The sequence below is a fragment of the Avibacterium endocarditidis genome (assembly GCF_965138825.1).
Taxonomy (GTDB): domain Bacteria; phylum Pseudomonadota; class Gammaproteobacteria; order Enterobacterales; family Pasteurellaceae; genus Avibacterium; species Avibacterium endocarditidis.
Window position 1 is genome coordinate 107,966 of sequence record NZ_CBCSDH010000006.1, and the last position, 21,681, is coordinate 129,646.

General features: G+C 43.3%; 18 protein-coding genes. 8 read left to right on the forward strand and 10 right to left on the reverse strand.

Features of this window, described 5'->3' with window-relative positions; translation table 11 throughout:
• Positions 1 to 15 precede the first annotated feature (15 nt).
• The 5 genes from ACNAV8_RS05065 (at position 16) to ACNAV8_RS05085 (ending at position 6,186) form a co-directional block, all read left to right on the forward strand.
• Positions 16 to 759: a 1-acylglycerol-3-phosphate O-acyltransferase gene (locus ACNAV8_RS05065; RefSeq protein WP_103855737.1), complete on the forward strand. Its 744-nt coding sequence runs from the start codon at positions 16 to 18 to the stop codon at positions 757 to 759.
• A gap of 1 nt (position 760) precedes the next feature.
• The gene (locus ACNAV8_RS05070) at positions 761 to 2,170 is read left to right on the forward strand and encodes a multicopper oxidase domain-containing protein (protein WP_103855738.1); all 1,410 of its coding nucleotides are present in this window, start codon (positions 761 to 763) and stop codon (positions 2,168 to 2,170) included.
• A 120-nt stretch (positions 2,171 to 2,290) separates the two neighbouring features.
• Complete coding sequence (locus ACNAV8_RS05075; RefSeq protein ID WP_415777323.1) at positions 2,291 to 3,118, forward strand: class II glutamine amidotransferase; 828 nt, start codon at positions 2,291 to 2,293, stop codon at positions 3,116 to 3,118.
• A gap of 383 nt (positions 3,119 to 3,501) precedes the next feature.
• Positions 3,502 to 4,743, forward strand: coding sequence for a serine/threonine transporter (locus ACNAV8_RS05080; RefSeq protein ID WP_415777324.1), 1,242 nt, complete (start codon positions 3,502 to 3,504; stop codon positions 4,741 to 4,743).
• A 78-nt stretch (positions 4,744 to 4,821) separates the two neighbouring features.
• Entirely contained in the window at positions 4,822 to 6,186 is a 1,365-nt protein-coding gene (locus tag ACNAV8_RS05085) for an L-serine ammonia-lyase (protein WP_103855740.1), read from the forward strand.
• A 70-nt stretch (positions 6,187 to 6,256) separates the two neighbouring features.
• On the opposite strand, the gene dnaE is transcribed toward ACNAV8_RS05085, so the two are convergent.
• The 10 genes from dnaE to nrfA all read right to left on the reverse strand — a co-directional run bounded on the left by dnaE (position 6,257) and on the right by nrfA (position 19,008).
• On the reverse strand, positions 6,257 to 9,733 hold the full coding sequence (dnaE, locus tag ACNAV8_RS05090) for a DNA polymerase III subunit alpha (protein ID WP_103855741.1): 3,477 nt from the start codon (positions 9,731 to 9,733) through the stop codon (positions 6,257 to 6,259).
• A 119-nt stretch (positions 9,734 to 9,852) separates the two neighbouring features.
• The gene (locus ACNAV8_RS05095; RefSeq protein ID WP_415777325.1) at positions 9,853 to 11,052 is read right to left on the reverse strand and encodes a BaiN/RdsA family NAD(P)/FAD-dependent oxidoreductase; all 1,200 of its coding nucleotides are present in this window, start codon (positions 11,050 to 11,052) and stop codon (positions 9,853 to 9,855) included.
• A complete protein-coding gene (locus ACNAV8_RS05100) occupies positions 11,049 to 11,921 on the reverse strand; it encodes a TPR domain-containing protein (RefSeq protein ID WP_415777326.1) in 873 nt (290 codons plus the stop codon). Before ACNAV8_RS05100 ends, ACNAV8_RS05095 begins: the two co-directional genes overlap by 4 nt.
• Complete coding sequence (gene nrfF / locus ACNAV8_RS05105; RefSeq protein WP_103855743.1) at positions 11,918 to 12,388, reverse strand: heme lyase NrfEFG subunit NrfF; 471 nt, start codon at positions 12,386 to 12,388, stop codon at positions 11,918 to 11,920. The genes ACNAV8_RS05100 and nrfF overlap by 4 nt, the downstream gene beginning before the upstream one ends.
• The gene (locus ACNAV8_RS05110; protein ID WP_415777327.1) at positions 12,385 to 12,981 is read right to left on the reverse strand and encodes a DsbE family thiol:disulfide interchange protein; all 597 of its coding nucleotides are present in this window, start codon (positions 12,979 to 12,981) and stop codon (positions 12,385 to 12,387) included. Before ACNAV8_RS05110 ends, nrfF begins: the two co-directional genes overlap by 4 nt.
• Positions 12,974 to 14,893, reverse strand: coding sequence for a heme lyase NrfEFG subunit NrfE (gene nrfE, locus ACNAV8_RS05115; protein ID WP_415777328.1), 1,920 nt, complete (start codon positions 14,891 to 14,893; stop codon positions 12,974 to 12,976). The genes ACNAV8_RS05110 and nrfE overlap by 8 nt, the downstream gene beginning before the upstream one ends.
• 256 nt (positions 14,894 to 15,149) lie before the next feature.
• Positions 15,150 to 16,112 (reverse strand): cytochrome c nitrite reductase subunit NrfD, encoded by a 963-nt coding sequence (gene nrfD / locus ACNAV8_RS05120; RefSeq protein ID WP_103855745.1) that lies wholly within the window; start codon positions 16,110 to 16,112, stop codon positions 15,150 to 15,152.
• On the reverse strand, positions 16,109 to 16,786 hold the full coding sequence (nrfC, locus tag ACNAV8_RS05125; protein WP_103855746.1) for a cytochrome c nitrite reductase Fe-S protein: 678 nt from the start codon (positions 16,784 to 16,786) through the stop codon (positions 16,109 to 16,111). The genes nrfD and nrfC overlap by 4 nt, the downstream gene beginning before the upstream one ends.
• Positions 16,783 to 17,406 carry a cytochrome c nitrite reductase pentaheme subunit gene (nrfB, locus tag ACNAV8_RS05130; protein ID WP_415777329.1) on the reverse strand — a complete coding sequence of 208 codons (624 nt, stop codon included), beginning with the start codon at positions 17,404 to 17,406 and terminating at the stop codon, positions 16,783 to 16,785. Before nrfB ends, nrfC begins: the two co-directional genes overlap by 4 nt.
• Positions 17,407 to 17,514: 108 nt before the next feature.
• Complete coding sequence (gene nrfA / locus ACNAV8_RS05135; protein ID WP_415777330.1) at positions 17,515 to 19,008, reverse strand: ammonia-forming nitrite reductase cytochrome c552 subunit; 1,494 nt, start codon at positions 19,006 to 19,008, stop codon at positions 17,515 to 17,517.
• A gap of 496 nt (positions 19,009 to 19,504) precedes the next feature.
• On the opposite strand from nrfA, the gene rhlB reads away from it, so the two are divergent.
• The 3 genes from rhlB (at position 19,505) to rlmH (ending at position 21,681) form a co-directional block, all read left to right on the forward strand.
• The gene (gene rhlB, locus ACNAV8_RS05140) at positions 19,505 to 20,752 is read left to right on the forward strand and encodes an ATP-dependent RNA helicase RhlB (RefSeq protein WP_103855747.1); all 1,248 of its coding nucleotides are present in this window, start codon (positions 19,505 to 19,507) and stop codon (positions 20,750 to 20,752) included.
• Positions 20,753 to 20,901: 149 nt separating this feature from the next.
• Positions 20,902 to 21,213 carry a ribosome silencing factor gene (gene rsfS, locus ACNAV8_RS05145; protein WP_103853974.1) on the forward strand — a complete coding sequence of 104 codons (312 nt, stop codon included), beginning with the start codon at positions 20,902 to 20,904 and terminating at the stop codon, positions 21,211 to 21,213.
• On the forward strand, positions 21,214 to 21,681 hold the full coding sequence (rlmH, locus tag ACNAV8_RS05150) for a 23S rRNA (pseudouridine(1915)-N(3))-methyltransferase RlmH (protein WP_103855748.1): 468 nt from the start codon (positions 21,214 to 21,216) through the stop codon (positions 21,679 to 21,681).

Consider the following 21,681-nt stretch of genomic DNA (forward strand, 5'->3'; position numbering starts at 1 on the left):
TCAGGGTATGTGTTTATGCTAAAACTTCTTCGCATTATTGTGGTTATGCTGTGCTGTATTTTAATTTGTTTACTCGGCACGATTTATTCTCTCATTCGTTTCAGAAATCCAAGTAACGTGGGCGATGTGGCACGTTGGTTCGGGCGTTTGTATCCCCTTTTCGGTTTGCAAGTGGAACATCGTTTCCCCGCCAATGCGGAAAATATCGGGCCGTGCATTTACATTGGTAATCACCAAAATAACTACGATATGGTTACCATTTCTTATATGGTGATGCCGCGCACCGTGAGTGTCGGGAAAAAAAGCCTGATTTGGATCCCGTTCTTTGGCATTTTATATTGGGCATCGGGTAACATTTTTTTAGATCGTGATAACCGTTCCAAAGCACATAGCACAATGACTCAACTGGCTGAACGCATTAACCGTGATAAGCTTTCTATTTGGATGTTCCCTGAAGGCACGCGTAGCCGTGGACGTGGTTTGTTGCCATTTAAAACCGGTGCGTTTCACGCCGCTATTGCCGCTGGTGTGCCGATTGTACCTGTGGTTTGTTCCACCACGCAAAATAAAATCGATCTTAACCGTTGGGATAATGGCAAGGTGATCTGTGAAATGCTGCCACCTGTGGATACTTCGGCTTACACCAAAGACAATGTGCGTGAATTGGCGAGCTATTGCCATTCTTTAATGCAACAACGAATCAACGAACTTGATGCGGAAATTGCCGCCAGCCAAGCTCAACAAGACGCAACAAAATAAAATGAATCATTTTTCTCGCCGTCAATTTTTTAAAACTGCCCTCACTGCAGGGGCTTTTTCAGCCATTCCTGCGCCATTATGGGCGGCTGATCGCCAGCCTTTACGCGTTCCCCCACTTATGGAAACTCGCCGTGGTAAGCCTGTTTTTTTAGAAATGAACAGCGCGCAAACTCAATTAGAGCGGGGAAAATCCAGCGAAGTGTGGGGATTTAATGGTAATTATTTAGGCCCAACATTAAAAATGCGCCAAGGGGATTTTGCCAAGCTGAACTATCGCAATAGCTTGTCGCAAATGGTGGCGCTAGCCATTCAAGGACTGCAAGTGAGCGCTGAATCACTGGGTGGCGTATCTCACCCTTTCAAACAAGGACAAGGCTGGTCGCCTATTCTGCCGATCACTCAGCCTGCTTGCACTTGCTGGTATTCCGCTTGCACCTTAGGGCATTCTGCTTATCAAACCTACCGCGGCTTGCTCGGGCTGTGCATTATTGAAGATAACGAAAGCCGTAAATCAAGCTTGCCACAAAAATATGGCGTAAACGATATTCCTTTGATTTTGCAAGATATGCAATTAAATGATGAAGGGGTGCAATTATTCCAACAAAATCGACCGCACTTTTTTGGCAATCGTTTATTTGTCAATGGGCAAGAAGCGCCTTATTTAGAGGTGCCGCGCGGCGTTGTGCGTTTACGTTTGCTGAACGCTTCCCTTTCGCGCCGCTATGAATTACGCTTTGATGACGAGCGCGATTTCCAACTCATCGCGCTTGATCAAGGCTTTTTACCGCAAGCGAAAACCACAAAGGTGCTTTTTCTTGCACCGAGCGAACGCGCTGAAATTCTTGTTAATCTCAATGAGGGGGAAAACGCCACCTTAATTGTGGGGAAAAAACGAAATTTCTTCAGTAAACTCACGGGCTTTTTCGCCAGCGATGAAGAGCTGCTCGACAACACAGTGCTTGAGCTACGCCTACAAGGCTTAAGCAGTGCCTTTGCGCAAAACAACACAATGCAATTTAACACCGATGCACCGCAAGCATTAAAGGCGGAAATTCGCCGTGAGCGTCAATTCCAACTAGATGCGAATAATGGAATGCTCAATCAACAACGTTTCGATCCTAGACGCATTGATGTAAATGCCGAATTAAACAGCACGGAACGCTGGACAATCACGAGCAACGAGCCTGCAGGATTTAAAATTCAGGGGGCAAAATTTATCATTGAAAGCATTAATGATAAACCTGTGGCAGAAAGCGATCTTGCGTGGAAAGACAGCCTCTGGATTGAGGGCAAAGTGCAGATTTTAATTCGCTTTCAACAGCCGTCTTCTAACGGCCACCCTTTCACCTTTGGCGCGGCAGATCTGATGGCAGCAGACAAAGGTTGCTTAGGCTTAATGGTGGTGCAATAAAGGAAATAACGCCAAGTTATGTGATATGCGCCTTTAATCTAAAAGTGCGGTTGAATTTTTGTGAATTTTTTTGTTAAATCAAACAAGATTTAGGAAGTTAAAATCAGTTAAGGTTTCGTTATGTGTCAGCTATTAGGAATGAATTGCAATACGCCCACCGATATTGTGTTCTCTTTTGAAGGATTTCGCCGCCGCGCGGGGCTTACCGATAGCCATTCTGACGGTTTCGGCATTGCCTTTTTTGAGGGTAAAGGCGTGCGTATTTTTCGCGATAACCAAGCCGGGCATAGTTCCCCCATTGCAGATTGTGTCAAACAATATCACATTAAATCTTTCAACGTGATTGCTCACATTCGCAAAGCCACACAAGGCGAGGTAACCATTGAAAACACACACCCATTTATTCGTGAAATTTGGGGCGAAAACTGGGTATTTGCGCACAACGGCAATCTGACGAGCTTCCCTGATATGTCGGAAAGTTTCTGCCAACCCATTGGCTCCACCGACTCAGAAGCCGCTTTTTGCTATATGGCTGAACAGTTAAAAAATCGCTTTCGTAAAAAGCCCACAGAAGAACAAATTTTCCAAGTCATTCAAGAAATTACTAAAGAATTAGCACAAGGCGGCACGTTTAATTTTATTCTCTCTAACGGGGAATGGATGATCGCTCACTGCTCCACCAATTTGCATTACATCACGCGCAAAGCCCCTTTTGGTACAGCGCAACGCATTGATGATGACGGCGTGATCGACTTCCGCCAACATACCACAGAAAAAGATAAAGTAACCATTATTACCACCTTTCCACTCACTAAAGATGAAATCTGGACAAAAATGGAATACGGCGGTTTTGTATTTTTCAAAGATGGCGATAAAGTTTACGAAGTACTTGGCACGCCGAAAGAAGCTATTGATGATGGCACATTAGGTAATGCGAAAGCCGCTTAATTATTCTCTCGTTGTAAGCACTTTTATTGCCATTAAAAGTGCTTTTTATCCAATTATTAACAATCTTGCGCTGCCCTCACTCAGATCATTCAATAAAACGAAACATTTACAATTTTTGATAACCCATTCTTAATAAAGAAAAAAGACTCAACTTTGTTGCTTGTCGAAGCAAAATATCGCGAAATCGAAAGTCTAAAAAAGCAAAATGTTAAAAATAAGTAAACACTTCGCTATTTTATAGTCAATTACTCCAACAAAAGTCGATCATTCTCACAAATTCCATATTTTGTCCTGTTTCGTATTCGCAACCGCTATATCATCTGCGGCGGTAAGATTAGAGTATTCGCATACACTAATCCAAGTTTATATTACGGAGTTAAACAATGTTTAAAACAACAATAACAAACAAATTCGATTTACTTTGGACGTTAAATTTATTCGGTACTGCGGTGGGAGCTGGCGTGCTGTTTTTGCCCATAAATGCTGGAATGGGCGGATTTTGGCCGTTAATCGCCATTATGCTGTTGGTTGGGCCGATGACTTATTTCTCACACCGTGCATTATCTCGCTTTGTGCTGTCATCTTCCAAACCCGGCAGCGATATTACAGAAGTAGTGGAAGAACATTTTGGGCAAGGCGCAGGGAAAATTATCACGCTGCTCTACTTTTTTGCGATTTTTCCTATTTTGTTAATTTATGGTAATGGCATCACCAATACGGTGGAATCCTTTATTATCAATCAGTTAGGGCTAGGCGCACCGAACCGCATTTTGCTTTCTTTCATTTTGATTGCAAGCCTGATTTCGGTGATGCTGATGAGCGAAAAAATAATGCTCAAAATGACTGAGTTTTTGGTCTATCCCCTTGTTTTTATTTTATTTTCTCTTTCCATTTATTTAATTCCACAATGGAACACCGCAATGCTTCACCAAATGCCTGATGCCACCAGTTTTATTAGCACGCTGTGGATCACCATTCCGGTGTTAGTGTTTTCTTTTAATCATTCCCCTGCGATTTCTTGCTTTTCGCAATCACAACAACGGGAATATAAATTGCCAGAGCTGACCGAATGCCACGCAAGCCAAGCATTGAAAAACACCTCAACCTTACTGTTATTTTTCGTGATGTTTTTCGTATTTAGCTGCGTGCTAACCCTTACCCCAGAAGATTTAGTGCAAGCCAAAACGCAAAATATCAGTATCCTTTCCTTTTTAGCCAATAAATTTGATAACCCTTATATTTCCTACTTTGGGCCTTTAGTGGCGTTTCTTGCTATTACCAGCTCTTTCTTTGGCCATTATTTAGGCGCACGAGAAGGCATTCAGGGGCTGTATTTAAAATTTTCGGGCAAACAAGACATTACGAATCGAAAAAAATTGAATTTTTTCACCGCACTTTTCTTTTTATTGACCTTATGGGCGGTGGCAATTATCAATCCAAGTATTCTTGGTTTAATTGAATCCATTGGCGGGCCAATTATCGCCGCAATTCTGTTTTTAATGCCAATGTATGCCATTCGTAAAGTGCCTGCGATGGCGCGTTATCAAGGCTATGCTAGCAATGTTTTCGTTACCGTTATGGGAATGATTGCAATCTCAGCAGTGGTGTATGGATTATTTTATTAATTAAGATAGAATACGCACCTTTTATAATAATCACCTTAAGCAGGGCGAAATGCCCTGCCAGAAAACTTCGAGAAAACGATGATTAGTGTTTTTGATATGTTTAAAATCGGCATTGGGCCTTCTAGCTCTCATACCGTTGGGCCAATGAAAGCGGGTAAGCAATTTGTCGATGATTTAGTGGCGAAAAATTTACTCGCCAAAGTAACCCAAGTTAAGGTCGATGTTTATGGCTCACTTTCAATGACAGGGCGTGGGCATAATACCGATATTGCCATTATTATGGGCTTAGCGGGCTATTTACCGCACGATGTGGATATTGATTTAATCCCTAAATTTATTTCTGATGTAAAAAGCACCGCACTTTTGCCATTAGCGCAAGGGCAGCGAGTGGCGAAATTTGATTATGAAAGCGATATGATCTTTCATCAAACCTTTCTGTCTTTACACGAAAACGGAATGACACTGTCCGCCTATGAAAATGACAACTTGCTTTATCAGCAAACCTATTATTCTATCGGCGGTGGATTTATTGTTGATGAAGCCCATTTCAATCAGCAGGAAGAATCCGACATCAACGTGCCTTTCCCTTATCAAAGTGCGGCAGATATTTTGCATCATTGCAAAGAAAATGGCTTAGCCTTATCGAGCGTGATGCTACAAAATGAAATTGCCTTACACGGAAAAGAAGCCACGCAAACGCACCTAAAACGCATTTGGCAAACGATGAAAGAATGTATCGAACACGGCTTGGCTACGGAAGGGTTACTACCCGGCCCACTCAAAGTGGTTCGCCGTGCGGCGACTTTACATCGTTTACTACAAGCCAACAATGGGCTTTCCAACGATCCAATGAAAGTGATCGATTGGGTCAATATGTATGCGCTTGCGGTCAATGAAGAAAATGCAGCAGGCGGGCGTGTGGTTACCGCGCCAACCAACGGTGCTTGTGGTATTGTGCCTGCGGTGCTGTCTTATTATGAAAAATTCATTTCGCCAATTACCGATGAAATTGTAGAACGCTATTTGCTTGCTTGCGGAATGATCGGCTCACTTTACAAAATGAATGCGTCCATTTCTGGGGCAGAAGTAGGCTGTCAAGGCGAAGTGGGAGTGGCTTGCTCAATGGCAGCTGCTGGCTTAACAGAAATTTTGGGCGGTAGCCCTGAGCAAGTTTGTATGGCCGCTGAAATTGCGATGGAACATAATCTGGGGCTGACTTGCGATCCTGTGGGCGGCCAAGTACAAGTGCCTTGCATTGAACGCAACGCCATTGCTTCCGTCAAAGCGATTAACGCTAGCCGAATGGCATTGCAACGCACCTCTAACCCACGCGTGAGCTTAGATAAAGTTATCGAAACAATGTACGAAACGGGCAAAGATATGAATGCCAAATACCGCGAAACCTCGCAAGGCGGTTTGGCGATTAAAATTGTTTGTACTTAATTACTTTCTGGCTTTCACATAATACGGCGTTATGCGCCGTATTATGTCTGTCCTGAGCAAAAAAGAGTACCTAGCTAAACTCTAATTCCACCGCATTTTGCCCCAGCATCTGCGAAAGTTCAGAAATAACCTCATCGCTAGGATTAATTGACCATTGCACGCCTAATTTCACCAACGCTCTGCCCTGTGGGCTTTGATAATACACGTTAATCGGCAATGCACCACCACAATAAGGGGTGAGTATCTCTTTGAATTTTTTAATAAATTGCGCATTAATTTGCTCTTGATTTAAGCTCAATGCAAGGCTTTTAGCATAACGACTGCGAGCTTCATCAAGGGTCATTAATTCACGCACTGACATTTTTAACCCCTGAGTAAAATCGTCAAAACTCACCTGCCCCGACACAATCACTATCGTATCTTTTTGTAATTTTTCGCCAAAACGATCAAGGGCTTCACCAAATAAGGTTAAATCTAATCGACCTGAACGATCATCAAGGGTAGCAATACCAAGCCTATTTCCTTTTTTAGTAATCGCAACACGAGAGTTCACTACCAGCCCACAAGTAGTGCTGATCTGCCCTCGATAATTTGGCACAAGATCTTTTAACCTTGTTGAGCTGTAATGGGCGATTTCTTTTAAATAAGGGCTAATCGGGTGGCTACTTAAATAAAGCCCAAGCGTTTCCCGCTCACCATCAAGTATTTGCTTTTCAGTCCACTTTGGTGTATTGGCATAGGCTTTTTCCACTTCTTCAGGGGTTTCAGTAAGAACACCAAACATATCCGCCTGCCCGATGGCTTCATTTTTAGCATATTGATCGGAGGCTTTAAGTGCATCTTCCAGATTTTTCGCCAATGCCGCACGGTGAGGCCCGAGCTTATCAAATGCCCCTGACATTATCAGACTTTCAAAAGTGCGGCGGTTAATTTTCTTTAAATCCACTCTGGCGCAAAGATCGAATAAATCTTTAAAAATACCTCCTTGCTCACGCGCAGAAATCAAGGCTTCAATCGGGCCTTCACCTACCCCTTTAATTGCGCCAATGCCATAGACAATTTCGCCATTATCGTTCACGCTGAAATGATGTTTGCCCGTATTAATATCTGGTGGCGTAACTTTCAGCCCCATTCGCAAACATTCATCATAAAGCCCAACAATTTTTTCCGTGTTGTCCATTTCCGATGTCATTACCGCAGCCATAAACTCCGCAGGATAATGGGCTTTCAGCCAGAGCGTTTGGTAAGAAACCAAGGCATAAGCAGCGGAGTGAGATTTGTTAAACCCATAGCCAGCAAATTTTTCCACGAGGTCGAAAATTTTCATTGCCAAGTTGCCGTCCACCCCGTTTTTCACCGCGCCTTCTTCAAATACAGAACGCTGTTTTGCCATTTCTTCGGGTTTCTTTTTCCCCATTGCACGGCGTAATAAATCCGCTCCACCAAGGGTATAACCCGCCAGTACTTGGGCGATTTGCATTACTTGTTCTTGATACAAAATAATGCCGTAGGTTGGCTCTAAAATTGGTTTCAGCCAAATGTGCTGATATTCCGCATCAGGGTAGGAAATTTCTTCTTCCCCGTGTTTACGGCGAATAAAGTTATCCACCATTCCCGATTGCAACGGGCCTGGGCGGAACAAGGCAACCAATGCGATGATGTCCTCAAAACAGTCAGGTTTTAGGCGTTTAATCAGATCTTTCATTCCTCGCGATTCCAACTGGAACACGGCGGTGGTTTCAGCATTGAGTAACACTTGGAAAGATTGCGGATCATCAAGGGGAATACGATTAATATCCACTAACGGCTTGCCCTCTTTAGCAAGGCGCGTGTTAATCATATCCAATGCCCATTTGATGATGGTTAGGGTACGCAATCCCAAGAAGTCAAACTTCACTAGCCCTGCATATTCCACATCATTTTTATCAAAATGGGTAACAGGGTGTTTGCCCTCACTATCACAATAGAGCGGTGAAAAATCGGTAATCAATCCAGGGGAAATCACCACGCCCCCTGCGTGTTTCCCTGCGTTACGGGTTACCCCTTCAAGCTTGCGCGCCATATCAATTAAGGCTTTAACTTCTTCATCGCTTTCATAAATTTCAGGCAAGCGAGGTTCAGCCTCAAAAGCTTTGGCTAAGGTCATTCCCGGATCGGGCGGCACTAATTTGGAAATGCGATCCACAAAGCTATAAGGGTGTCCAAGCACACGCCCCACATCTCGGATTACCGCCTTAGCCGCCATCGTACCAAAGGTGATAATCTGCGACACCGCACCACGTCCGTAGGTTTCCGCAACGTGTTCAATCACGCGATCTCGCCCGTCCATACAGAAATCCACGTCAAAATCGGGCATTGATACCCGTTCTGGATTTAAGAAACGCTCGAAAAGTAAATCAAACTCAAGGGGATCAAGATCGGTGATTTTCAACGCATAAGCCACCAGCGATCCCGCCCCAGAACCACGCCCCGGCCCAACAGGAATATCATTATCTTTCGACCACTGGATAAACTCCATTACGATTAAGAAGTAACCGGGGAAACCCATTTGGTTAATCACATCTAGCTCGACTTGCAAGCGCTCATCATATTCCTTGCGTTTTTCCGCCCGCTCTTTTTCATCGGGGAATAAAAAAGCTAAGCGCTCTTCCAAGCCCTCACGGGATTTTTGCACCAAATAATCTTCCGTGCTGAGATCCCCGGTGGGAAATTTTGGTAAGAAATATTCGCCCAAACGAATCGTTACATTACAACGTTTGGCGATTTGCACGGTATTCGCCAGTGCGGTGGGAATATCCGCAAATAATTCGCACATTTCCTGTTCAGTGCGGAAATACTGCTGATCGCTATATAATTTCGGACGTTTTGGATCATCTAACGTGTAGCTGTCGTGAATCGCAACGCGGATCTCGTGCGCCTCAAAATCTTCGGAAGACAAAAAACACACATCATTGGTTGCCACAAGGGGAATATGATGTTTTTCTGCCAATTTTAAGGCCGCTTGAATATAGCGTTCTTCTTCAGGGCGACCAGTGCGACAAAGACTCAAATAAAAATGATCAGGAAAAAATTCTTGATAAAAACGCACCGCACTTTCTACATCCGCAGGATTATTTTTCAATAATTTTTTCCCCACATCGCCATTGCGCCCACCAGAAAGAATAATCAAGCCTTCGCGGTGTTCCACCAGCCATTGCTGATCTATATAAGGTAAATCCGTGTAACCTCGTTCATAAGCCTTGGATAATAATAAGGTGATGTTGTGATAGCCTGTGTTATTTTTCGCAAGCAAGGTGAGTTCAAAATGTTCATCACCGAGCAAATCACTTTTCACCAGCACATCAGCCCCAACAATGGGCTTCACCCCTGCTCCAAGAGCTTCGCCATAAAACCGCACTAAACCGCAGAAGTTGGTGAAATCCGTCAATGCCATTGCCACCATTTCGTTTTCCACGCAGGCTTTGACCAACGGTTTTACTTTCGCAATACCATTAATCATTGAAAAATCGCTATGCACACGCAAATGCACGAAACGCGGTTCTGACATAAAAAATCCTTGTTATTTTGCTATTGATGAGATGAAAAAGGGAAATTAGCCTGCCATTTTAACGAGATTTTAGCGCGGAGCAAATTTCTTTTTGCGGGCAATAAAAGTGCGAAATTAGCCTATAAACTGGCAATATGGCTTGCGCAGGCATAAGCGGAACTCCACGCCCATTGGAAGTTATAACCACCGAGCCAGCCTGCTACATCTAGCACTTCGCCAATAAAATACAGCCCTTTGACTTTGCTACTTTCCATTGTTTTTGACGAAATTTCGTGCGTATCCACACCGCCCATTGTGACTTCTGCGGTTCGATAACCCTCCGTGCCATTAGGGAAAATTTTCCAATGATGAATGAAATTTTCTAAATTTTCCAACCGCACTTTGCTTAAATTCGCTAAGGTTTCTGTTGGGATCATCTCACGCTGTTGCCAAAGCTCCACTAATTTCGTTGGCAAAACGCGTGATAATGCGGTTTTTAACTGCAATTTCGGCGAAGTTTGGCGTAATTCTTGCAAATAATTGCCAATGGATTGATTTGGTAATAAATCCACTTCCACCCATTCATTCGGCTGCCAATAGTTAGAAATTTGTAAGATCGCTGGCCCAGAAATACCTCGGTGGGTAAACAATAACTGATTGAAGAAAGACTGCCCATTTTCAGCACACACACACACAGGCAAAGAAACACCAGCAAGTGCGGTGTAAAATTGCTCTGTTTCTCGCCAACGGAATGGCACAAGGGACGCACGCGGTGGGATCACGGCCAAGCCAAACTGTTCAGCAATTTGATAGCCCAAAGGGGAAGCACCTAAAGCGGGCATTGAAAGCCCACCCGTTGCCACCACAAGCTGATGACAATGCCAAGTTTGTCCGTTCGCTTGCACGGCAAAGCCACCGTTTTCCAAGGCGGAAACTTGTTCTATGTGCTGGCGTAACTGAATATTAACCTGATGTTTCTCACATTCCGCGAGCAATAAATCCACAATCTGTTGCGCACTTTCATCACAAAACAATTGCCCGAGTTCTTTTTCGTGATAGGCAATGCCATATTCCGCCACTAAGGCGATAAAATCCCACTGGGTAAAACGCGCTAAAGCAGATTTCACAAAATGAGGATTGTGCGAAAGATAATGCTGTGGCGTAACCTCTAAATTAGTGAAATTACAAAATCCACCGCCCGACATCAAAATCTTCCGCCCTGCTTTTTTACCGCTATCTAAAACCGTTACCTGTTTACCTTGCTTGCCAAGCTGACTTGCACAAAACAGCCCTGCTGCCCCTGCACCAATAATCAGCGTATCAGAAAAATAAGGTGTCATTGCGCGGCTCCTTTTTTGGCGTTTTGTAGCATCTCTGCCATTTGCATACTTTGAATAATAGTGCGCCGATCGATCCCAGATTTATCCGAATCTAGCACCTTTTGCCAAAGGGCAATGGCTTTGGGATAATCCGTTTGCACAAAGGCCTCCCCAGCTAACAGCGATAAACTCGATGCTTCTTTCGGATCTTGCGAGAGCGCTTGAGCAAGCATAGCTTGCACCTGTGGGGTGATTTTTTGCCCTGCTTTTTGATACAACGCATTTGCCGCCAAGCCTAAAATTGCGGGTTTTCCGCCTGTTAGGCGATCGGCATAAGAATAAGCGACCAAGGCATCATCAAACTCATTATTTTGCATATAAGCCTGCCCTAACTCGATCCAAGCCTCACTGTTGTTGGGATTTTGACGTAAACGTTGCTCAATTTTTTCCGCATAAGTTTCATTTTTTTGTCCCCCACTTTGCCCATTAAATGATTCAACGAAGGGATCGGTAGACTGCGTTGTAAGCAATTGCTTCGTTTGAAGTTGCTGCTGATATTGCTGTTCAGCAGAAAAGCGATCAAGGGAAAAATAATATCCCATAGGCAACGCAATCAATAATAGGTTCAATACCACAAAATAAGGGCGGCTTTTCAATGTTGAAGCCATCACAAAGTGCGGTTGTTTTTCAAGCTGTTTTTCATCATCAAGTAAACGTTGGGCAAATTCCTGCGCCAATTCTGGATCAAGCTGACCTTTCGTTTGTTGCTGATAAAGGGCGATATTTTGCTGTTGGCGATAATTTTTCTGCCAATTGATTCCGCGCCCAAAAGGCAGCCAAAGCCCAAGGCTAATCAAGAGTAAAAGGGTTACGCCGATGAAAAAAGTCATTCTGATTTATCCGTTTTGGCTAATAAACTGTTTAATGCTTGTTGCTGCTCTGCGCTGAGCGCTGAATTTTGCGGCTTTTGCTTCATGCGCAACATTCGCCACATTGCTAGCGCCCCAAGCAATAGCAAGAAGAAAGGCAAGCCCCACAATAACAGAGTGGTGGATTTCACTGGCGGATTATAACGCACAAAATCACCGAAGCGGCTCGTCATCACGTCAATAATTTGCTCATTGCTGCTGCCGGCTTCCACCATTTTATATACTTCAATACGCAGATCATAAGCAATGGGCGAATTGGATTCCACCAAGTTTTGATTTTGGCATTGTGGGCAACGCAGGGATTTTGCCAAGGCTACAGCTCGGGTACGCTCGGCAGGGTTGCTAAATTCAAAGGTATCCACCATTTCTGCCTGAGCCAGTTGGCTGATTGCGAAAAATGTTATGACGACTAACCACCACTTTTTCATTCTTTTCCTTCCTGTTTAGCCGTTTCTTGCTTAGCTGTTTCTTGCAGCGCTAAGTGCGGTGTATTTTTTGCTAATTTTTGCCATAAGGGCAGAAATTCTTGTTGCCAAATTTGCTGATCCAACGGTCCTGAATAGCGATAACGAATAATGCCGTTGGCATCAACCAAATAGGTTTCTGGCGCGCCGTCCACACCCAATTTCATCGCGAATAAGCCTTTGCTATCATCAATCACCTGATGAAAAGGATTGCCCATTTCCTGCAACATTAGCAAGGCATTTTGCCGTTTATCTCGATAATTTAGCCCCACAATCGGCACACCCTGTTGTTGCAAGCGCATCAAAAAGGCGTGTTCTTGCTTGCAATAGGCACACCAGCTGCCCCATACATTAATGAGATAAATTTCTTTTGGCAAAGATGCGTTGCTTACATTGATTTCAGGCTCAAGCAGATCACTTTGATAAAATTCAGGCACGGGCTTACCAATTAACGCGGAGGCAATTTTTTTCGGATCATTATGCAGCCCTAGCAACAAAAGACCACAGACTGCAATGATCAAGAATAAGGGTAAAAACACAATGATTTTTCTATTCATCTTTCGCTCTCCTTGTGCGTAAGGCAAAGGCGCTCAATAATGCACCAAACGCCATTAAGGTTGCACCAATCCACAGCCAACGAACAAAAGGCTTGTAATGCAGACGGAACGAAAATTCGCCCGCGCCAAGTTTATCACCCATCACAATATAAATATCGCCAAGCAAGTTCCAATATAGCCCCACTTCCGACATATTCATCGTGCGCACTTCGTAATAACGGCGTTCAGGACAAAGTGCGGTGATTTTTTCGCCGTTTTTTGTTATCTCAAATTGCGCCACTTCACTGGTGTAATTCGGCCCGAGTTCATTACGAAAACCAAGGTAGTGAAACGCATAGCCGTTGAGCATTTGGCTTTGGTTAGGCGATAAGCGCACGCCAATTTCACTGGCAAAATAGCTCGACATTGTCGCGCCAATCACCGTGAGTGCTAGCCCACAATGGGCAATCACCATTGCCCAACGCTTTAAGGAAAGGGATCGCCACGCGCCCCAAAGGGTAACGCCAAGCAACCAAAACGCCAAGCTAATTAACGCAAAGGGCAAGGCCTGAAAATGTAAGGTTTCATCATTTTGAATGGTGAATGCGATCATTGCATAAGCAAGCCCACAGGCAGGAATTAGCAATAAGACATTGCGGCGCAACAAAGTGCGGTGGATTTTTTTCCAAAATGCACTGACGACAAAAATCATCGCCAGCAATGCCAGCACAATAAGGGGCAAGAAAATGGTGTTAAAGTAAGGTGCGCCGACAGAAATCGAACCCCAGCCCATTGTGCTAAATAGCATTGGATAAAATGTGCCTAAAAATACGCTTGCCGTGGCGACCGCCACCAAAATATTGGCAATGAGCATTAGGCTTTCTTTAGAAAAAAAGGAAAAATGCACCGCACTATTTTCATTTGAGCGTACATTCACTTTCAACGCAAATAAGGTGAGCGAGCAAGTGGTGAGCAAGAAAAAGAGCATTAACAACGCCATTCCTCGCTCGCCGTCCATAGCAAAAGCGTGTACAGAAGTCAGCACGCCCGAACGCACAATAAACGTACCTAATAAACTGAATGCAAAGGCAAACAGAGAAAATAAAATCGTCCAATAATGAAAAACGCCACGTTGTTCGCTCACGGATAAACTATGTAATAGCCCCAGCCCAAGTAACCACGGCATTAATGAGGCGTTTTCAACTGGGTCCCAGAACCACCAGCCACCCCAACCAAGCTCGTAATATGCCCACCACGCGCCGAGCATTATGCCTAAGGTTAAAAAGAACCAAGAAACCAGCACCCAAGGGCGTGTCCAGCGAGCCAGCGCGGCATCAAAATGTCCGCTTAACAAAGTAGCAAGGGTGAGAGCAAAATTCACCGCAAAGCCTACATAGCCAAAATAAAGCAACGGAGGGTGAAAAATTAATCCTACATCTTGCAGCATCGGGTTAAGATCACGCCCTTCTAAAGGGCTAGGAAATAAACGCTCAAAAGGATTGGAGAAAAATACGATAAACAGCGCAAAGCCAAAACACAGCAAGCCTAAAATAGACAGGGTTCGGCTAGCAATAATAGGGTCGATTTTACGGCTAAAAAAGGCAAAGGCCATTGTCCATAATCCCAACGAAAATAGCCAAAACAGCATTGAGCCTTCGTGTCCGCCCCAAGTAGCGGCAATTTTGAAAAATTGCGGTAAGGCAGAATTGGAATGCGCTGCCACATATTGCACAGAAAAATCATCAGTCGCAAAGCAATAAGCCAGCCCAAGCAAGGAAAGGGTGGTAAAAATCCCAAACAGATAACTCAAATTCCACGCCGAGGTAATCAGGTGCGGATTGCCTTGTTTAATCCCAATATGCGGCACAATTGCCAACAGCAATGCGGAAACAAGAGCAAAAAGTAAAGCAAGAAAAGCAAGTTCTGGGATCATTGTCATATTCGTTGGTTAATTTATTGTGTATTTTAGAGAAAATGCGTAGCAATGTCATTGTGTTATGCAGAAAAATCATCAAGCTCATTCTCAATTCAATCAGTGATAAAAATGCGTAAAAACGCACCGCTCTTTATTTTCAGCAAATGACTTTTCTCGTCAGTTTTCCCTTTGCCATTAGGGGATTTACGGCAAAAAACCATTAAAACAAAGGCGAACACCTTGGTTCGCCCTGATCATCATTGATGGATTTTTGTTAGGCTAAAGTCATTTGCCCTGCGTATAAAATAAAGTAACGCAAGCAAAGTACGCCGATTAAGCCCAATCCTGCCACAATCAGCATAAAGCCTTTTTGGTGTTTGAGTTTCTCACCGGCAATAGCGTTGAGTAAGAGGGGTAACACAATCCCAATGCCTACCACGCCGATCCAGAAGACATTCGCCCAGAAGCCACCAGAAAGTGCGGTGTGAAATGCCACGGTTTTTTGTCCGCCACCAAGGTATAAACCAAAGAAGAAAGCGAACAATAAGAAGGCTTCAATCAATACCACTGGCTGTTCAAATTTATGCAAGAACGCCAAGCCTTTGGAATGAGTGCTTTCTTTGGTGCATAAAATGGTGAAGAAAATCAATGCCGCAATGCCCGATGACGTACCTGATGCCAAGAATAACACTGGTAAGACAGGGTTATTTAGCATTGGATAGCTCACTAATGCAGAAAGTAAGAACCCTGTATATGCCCCTAACGCCACGCTGAGCAATAAAGTAATGATCTCAATAGCATTGGTAAACTTAGCAGCAATATCAATGATTTTCTCTGCAAAATTTGCAAGTTTCGGCACAAAACGCTTCACAAGGCTCAACACCAGTGATTTGAAGATAATCGCCAACCATAATACCAAGAACAACATATACACTTGGAACAACATCACCCCTGCGGACATAATGGAGGTGTGATGATAATTAAACATCAAATACCAGAATGTCCAAGGTTTGGTTAAGTGGAAAATCAATAGCAATAAGCCAATGGTAATGCTAATCGGTGCGAGCAAGGCATTAACCTTTAAGATATTGTTTTCTTCCGGGCGTTCCCCTGCCAATCCTGCACGTTTTAACAATACCGCAAGCATTGTCGCCCCTGCGGAAATCCCTAATAAAAAGAGATAAATCGCAATCGGCCCGTCCCATACTAAAGATGGGAAATGAAATGGACTGTTCATCGTCTGATCTCCCCTGCTCTAGCTGGAACGTGGTAAAGATTTGGATCTGTACCTAATTCAACTTTTGTACGATAGGTTTGTTTTTCTTTCAGTTTCAAAGAAATTTCACTTTGCGGATCGTTGGTATCCCCAAAGGTTAGGGCTTTGGTTGGGCAAGCCTCTACACAAGCTGGCTGTTTACCTTTTGCCAAATTCGTATCGCGACAGAAGTTACATTTATCGGCAGATTTATACACTGGGTGGATAAAGCGCACGCGATATGGGCATACGGCAATACAGTATTGGCAGCCTACGCACAAATCTTTATGCACATCAACAATACCAGTGGAGGCATCAATATATGAAGCCCCTGTTGGACACACAGCAACACAAGGTGCATTGGTACAATGCTGGCACGAATGACGGAAAAACTCATATTTCACGTCAGGAAATTCGCCATAAGGTTCGCTACGAATAATTTCTAAACGTGAAACGCCTTCTGGCACTTGGTTGGTTTCACGGCACGCGTCCATACAAGCGGTACAACCAATACAAGCGGTTTCATCGTGCAACATTGCATAACGAATTGGCTTTTCTTCTGCCTTATCTTGTGCTACTGACTTAATTGTTGTTCCTGTCATTAGGATCAAAGCACCCATTCCAGAAACAAAATTACGGCGTGAGCAAGTTGTCATTTGTTATCCTTTTGTTCGCTGGTCGGGTCAAGATCTTTTAAGGCTTTGCGTTTTTGTTGTTCTCCGTGACAATCCACGCAAAGTTTAACACGTTGTTTTTTCTCAATGCCTTTCATTGCGTCTTTTTCTGGGTGCAAGGTATGGCACGCAGCACAAGGCAATTTTATTGCGTGAACATCGTGCGCCCAAAGTTTCTCGCGTAATTTTTCAGGACGGTGACAAGAGAAGCAAACTTGATTTTGCTCTTGCACAGAGAACATTGGTTTTTTGTCAGAGAAAATATCACTTTCAAAACGCATTACATCTTTTGCACCACGGCGGTGATTTTCAGAGATATTACCGTGGCAGCTCACACAAGTAATCGGCTTGCCTGTGCTTGGATTGGTTTTGGATAAGTGCGTACCGTGGAATTTACCAAAATGTAAATCACCGCCCGATTGTTCATCAGTGGCTTCTAATTTATGGCATTTCGCACAGTATTCATTGGGGTTACGCTGATTTTCTAACGTAGGTTGATAGCTTAATTCAGTGTTTTCTGTATTAGCTTGTGCAGGCAAAGCCAAGATCATCGCCCCTAATAAGGCGGTAAGCTTTACCATTTTCTTTAATACAACGTTCATTTCTTATTACCTCAAATTTTCGTTCAAAATAGACCGCACTTTAGTTTTCTTCCCACTTTAAGGTTTCTTCCTAAGTCGGCACTTAATAAAGTGCGGTTACTTTTTGGCTTATTTTGCTGGTGGAGCTTTCTCCATTAAGCCTTTTTCTAACGCTTCTTTATTCCATTGTGGAACAACTTCTTTGAGGAATTTCGCTTTCGCTGCACGTTCTTTTTCAATATCAATGCCCATTGCTTTCCACGCATTTTCAGCTGTTGAAATATCTGGGTAATTGATTGGCTGTTTCACACCGTGTTTGGTGAGAATAATGGCTAATTTAGTACGCGCGTCAGCAATACGATCTAAGCCTGTTGCAATGGTTTTTAAGATAATATCTGGTGCGTGAATATGGCCACCGTGGCCCGCAGCAGAATAATCCCAACGCCATTGTGCGTGACGGATAGCTTGTAATGCTGGTTTCATTTCTTCTTCTGTTGCACCTGCGTCCCAAGCCGCTTTCGCTTCAAAGTGCGCTTTCACGATTTGGTCTTCAAGTTTAATCATCACGTCTTTGATGTCTTTTTTATGACCTGCCACCACTTTGGTTAAAGTTTCTTTGCTTTGATCGTGGCAGTTTGCACAGGTGTTTTCAAAAGAATCAAGCGGATTACCAATTTTGTGGTCTGTGTAAACTTTACCATCAGCCCCTTGTACTTTTGGCATATGGCAATCCACACAGGTTACACCATTTTTACCGTGTGTGCCTTGCAACCAAGTTTCATAGTCTGGGTGCTGTGCTTTTAACATTGGTGTTTTAGAGATAGAGTGAATCCAATCGTAGAATTCGATATTGTCATAGTATTGTTCCATACTATCCACATCTACCCCTTTCATCCAAGGGAATACCACATTGTTTACCACTTTTTTATCAAAGTAATATTCAACGTGGCAGTTAGCACAAATTGCGCCACGTTTGTCTGTTTTGTCTAAATGTGCGAAGTCTTTTCCGATCGCATCTAAGGCGCGTAAAACGTGCGGACGAGCGATGCGTAAAGCAGGTTTACCTTCTGCAAAATCTTTTGATGTGGTGTCGTGGCAGTCAGCACAGCCGATAGAATTTACCACTTCAGCCCCACCTTTTGCCCATTTGCCGTTGAAGTATTCTTCTTCACCCCATTCAGCAATTAAACGTGGCACATCTGGGCCTTTACACGTCCAACACGCCATTGGTTGTGGGCCGCTGTTAGCATCAAACGGCGCACCTGTACGCAAAATATTGCGCACGTCAGTTACAGTATAAAAGTGACCACGCGGTTTGTTATATTCTTTTGAGAACGCATAACCGCCCCATAGAACGATTAATCTTGGATCAACTTCATCAGCGTAAACAATTTCAGAAGATTTTGCCGTATCCGCCCAACCTTGATATTGTTTTGGGTATTTTTCCGCAAATTTTTCACTGATAGTTTCAATTTTCAAATCAGGATTCGGTTTTGCCAGTTCTTCACGGGTAGGGGCACGTTTTTCCACCGCACTATTATCTACCGCCATAGCAGACGATGCCGCCGCTAAAGTTAATCCAGCCATTGCCAGAGAAGCTAGCGTTTTTCTGAAAATGTTCACGATAATTACTCCATTAAAAGTTGATCAAGGGATATCCCACATTCGCAAAATGCACGTTCATTACATGTTGTAAAAATGATAATTTTTCTCATTAAAAACAAGGTGATAATGAATTAAGAGAAAGTTTTTCACGCTTAAAAATAACAAATTCATTCTCATCTTTCAGCGCTATTTTGCTATTTTTTGCGTTTGATCAATGTTTTTATTATAAATAACCTTTTTGAGTTATTTTTGTTACATAAAAATAACCCTTAAGAGTTATCAAAAGCCTAGATAATTTGCCTTTTCTAAGCATAACGGGGTAATTTATTCTTGATACAAAACAAGCTAAAAAGCAATAAAAAAGAACAATAAATGCTACATTTTCAACCACCCTTTATTTATTCTCTTTTTTACAGACAAAGAAGAGAGAAAAGAAGAATTTTTGGGGATTTCTGTCCTTCGTGCTATGCTTAGCACAATTTTTTCTCATAAAATCGAAAATAGTCAGATAACTATGCAAAATGATCATTTAACTCAGCAACGTTTTGCTGATTTACCACTAAATCCAAGCGTATTACAGTGTTTAGAAAAAAACGGTTTTGAATACTGCACGCCAATCCAAGCCCTTTCTTTGCCTATCACCCTTGCAGGGCGTGATGTAGCAGGGCAAGCGCAAACAGGCACAGGCAAAACAATGGCCTTTCTCACCGCCACCTTTCATCATTTATTAAGCGAAAATTCGCAGCATAATGCCACGCAACCGCGTGCGTTAATTTTAGCGCCCACGCGCGAGCTTGCCGTGCAAATTAGCAATGATGGCGCGGCGCTCTCACAAGCCACAGGGCTAAAAATGGGACTAGCTTATGGGGGCGATGGCTACGATAAACAGCTTAAAGTGATTGAGCAAGGCATTGATATTTTAATTGGTACAACAGGACGCGTGATTGATTACGTCAAACAAGGCATTATTCGCTTAACGGATATTGAAGTGGTGGTGCTAGATGAAGCAGATCGAATGTTCGATCTGGGTTTTATCAAGGATATTCGCTACTTACTGAGAAAATGTCCGCCCCCTGCTGAACGCTTAACAATGCTCTTTTCCGCTACCCTTTCTTATAAAGTGCGTGAGCTTGCCTTTGAAGATATGAATGATCCTGAATATGTGGAAGTTGAGCCACTGCAAAAAACAGGCCACCGCATTAAAGAAGAACTGTTTTATCCGTCTAACCAAGACAAAATGGCGTTATTAATGACGTTGTTGGAAGAAGAATGGCCAGAGCGTTGCATTATTTTCGCCAACACCAAACATCGCTGTGAAGAAATTTGGGGCTATTTAGCCGCTGATGGACACCGTGTTGGCTTGCTAACTGGTGATGTTGCGCAGAAAAAACGCCTTGCTTTGTTGCAACAATTTACCTCAGGTCAATTGGATATTTTAGTGGCGACTGATGTTGCTGCGCGTGGCTTACATATTCCTGATGTTACGCACGTTTTCAACTATGATTTGCCTGATGATCGCGAAGATTATGTGCATCGCATTGGACGTACAGGGCGCGCAGGCGAAAGTGGCGTTTCCATTAGTTTTGCTTGTGAAGAATATGCAATGAATTTACCTGCCATTGAAGAATATATTGGCCACTCCATTCCAGTGAGCCAATATGATCCGCAAGCGCTACTCAGTGATTTGCCAAAACCTTACCGCAAACGCACTGGGCAAAGCCACTATCAAAATAATAAACGCAATTTTAAAAAGTGTTATTAATCTCAAAAAATCGCCAAAATTCCACCGCACTTTTATAAACAAAGCATAAACAAGAAAAGTGCGGTGATTTTTTCTATTATTTCTGTTTTATCTCGTGATAGAATTGACGGATTTTTAACACACAAATTTAATGAGCGATAATATTTCGTATGACAACATTAGTAGATTTTTTAATTAACAAATTAGACGATTTAAAAGCCGTTGATATTTTGCATTTAGATGTGCAAGGCAAATCAAGCGTAACGGACAATATGATTATTTGCACAGGCACATCAAGCCGCCATATTAGTTCTTTGGCGCAAAAACTGATTGATGAAAGCAAACAAGCAGGTTTTGAATCTTTTGGTGAAGAGGGCAAAGCCACTGCAGATTGGGTGGTGGTCGATTTCGGGCAAGCGATGGTGCATATTATGCAAGCAGACAGCCGTGAAATGTATCAATTAGAGAAACTTTGGGGCTAAATGAAAATCCAATTAATTGCGGTAGGCACAAAAATGCCTGCTTGGGTAACCACAGGCTTTGAAGAATATCAACGCCGTTTCCCAAAGGATATGCCTTTTGAGCTAATCGAAATTCCCGCGGGAAAACGTGGCAAAAATGCAGATATTAAACGCATTTTGGATCAAGAAGGCAAAACAATGCTGGCGGCTTGTGGGCGCAATAAGATTGTTACCTTAGACATTCCCGGTAAACCTTGGACAACCGAACAACTGGCACAACAGCTAGAGGGGTGGAAAAATGATGGACGGGATTTATGTTTGCTCATCGGCGGGCCTGAAGGTTTATCGCCAGAATGTAAAGCTGCCGCCGAACAAAGCTGGTCGCTTTCCCCTTTAACCTTACCCCACCCTTTAGTGCGCGTGGTGGTGGCAGAGAGTTTGTATCGTGCTTGGTCGATTACTACCAATCACCCTTATCATCGAGAGTAA

Excerpts from the sequence above, each read along its gene's own strand:
- ACNAV8_RS05065 (WP_103855737.1), top strand. The coding sequence starts at position 16 with ATGCTAAAACTTCTTCGCATTATTGTGGTTATGCTGTGCTGTATTTTA.
- ACNAV8_RS05070 (WP_103855738.1), top strand. The coding sequence starts at position 761 with ATGAATCATTTTTCTCGCCGTCAATTTTTTAAAACTGCCCTCACTGCA.
- ACNAV8_RS05075 (WP_415777323.1), top strand. The coding sequence starts at position 2,291 with ATGTGTCAGCTATTAGGAATGAATTGCAATACGCCCACCGATATTGTG.
- ACNAV8_RS05080 (WP_415777324.1), top strand. The coding sequence starts at position 3,502 with ATGTTTAAAACAACAATAACAAACAAATTCGATTTACTTTGGACGTTA.
- ACNAV8_RS05085 (WP_103855740.1), top strand. The coding sequence starts at position 4,822 with ATGATTAGTGTTTTTGATATGTTTAAAATCGGCATTGGGCCTTCTAGC.
- dnaE (WP_103855741.1), bottom strand. The coding sequence starts at position 9,733 with ATGTCAGAACCGCGTTTCGTGCATTTGCGTGTGCATAGCGATTTTTCA.
- ACNAV8_RS05095 (WP_415777325.1), bottom strand. The coding sequence starts at position 11,052 with ATGACACCTTATTTTTCTGATACGCTGATTATTGGTGCAGGGGCAGCA.
- ACNAV8_RS05100 (WP_415777326.1), bottom strand. The coding sequence starts at position 11,921 with ATGACTTTTTTCATCGGCGTAACCCTTTTACTCTTGATTAGCCTTGGG.
- nrfF (WP_103855743.1), bottom strand. The coding sequence starts at position 12,388 with ATGAAAAAGTGGTGGTTAGTCGTCATAACATTTTTCGCAATCAGCCAA.
- ACNAV8_RS05110 (WP_415777327.1), bottom strand. The coding sequence starts at position 12,981 with ATGAATAGAAAAATCATTGTGTTTTTACCCTTATTCTTGATCATTGCA.
- nrfE (WP_415777328.1), bottom strand. The coding sequence starts at position 14,893 with ATGATCCCAGAACTTGCTTTTCTTGCTTTACTTTTTGCTCTTGTTTCC.
- nrfD (WP_103855745.1), bottom strand. The coding sequence starts at position 16,112 with ATGAACAGTCCATTTCATTTCCCATCTTTAGTATGGGACGGGCCGATT.
- nrfC (WP_103855746.1), bottom strand. The coding sequence starts at position 16,786 with ATGACAACTTGCTCACGCCGTAATTTTGTTTCTGGAATGGGTGCTTTG.
- nrfB (WP_415777329.1), bottom strand. The coding sequence starts at position 17,406 with ATGAACGTTGTATTAAAGAAAATGGTAAAGCTTACCGCCTTATTAGGG.
- rhlB (WP_103855747.1), top strand. The coding sequence starts at position 19,505 with ATGCAAAATGATCATTTAACTCAGCAACGTTTTGCTGATTTACCACTA.
- rsfS (WP_103853974.1), top strand. The coding sequence starts at position 20,902 with ATGACAACATTAGTAGATTTTTTAATTAACAAATTAGACGATTTAAAA.
- rlmH (WP_103855748.1), top strand. The coding sequence starts at position 21,214 with ATGAAAATCCAATTAATTGCGGTAGGCACAAAAATGCCTGCTTGGGTA.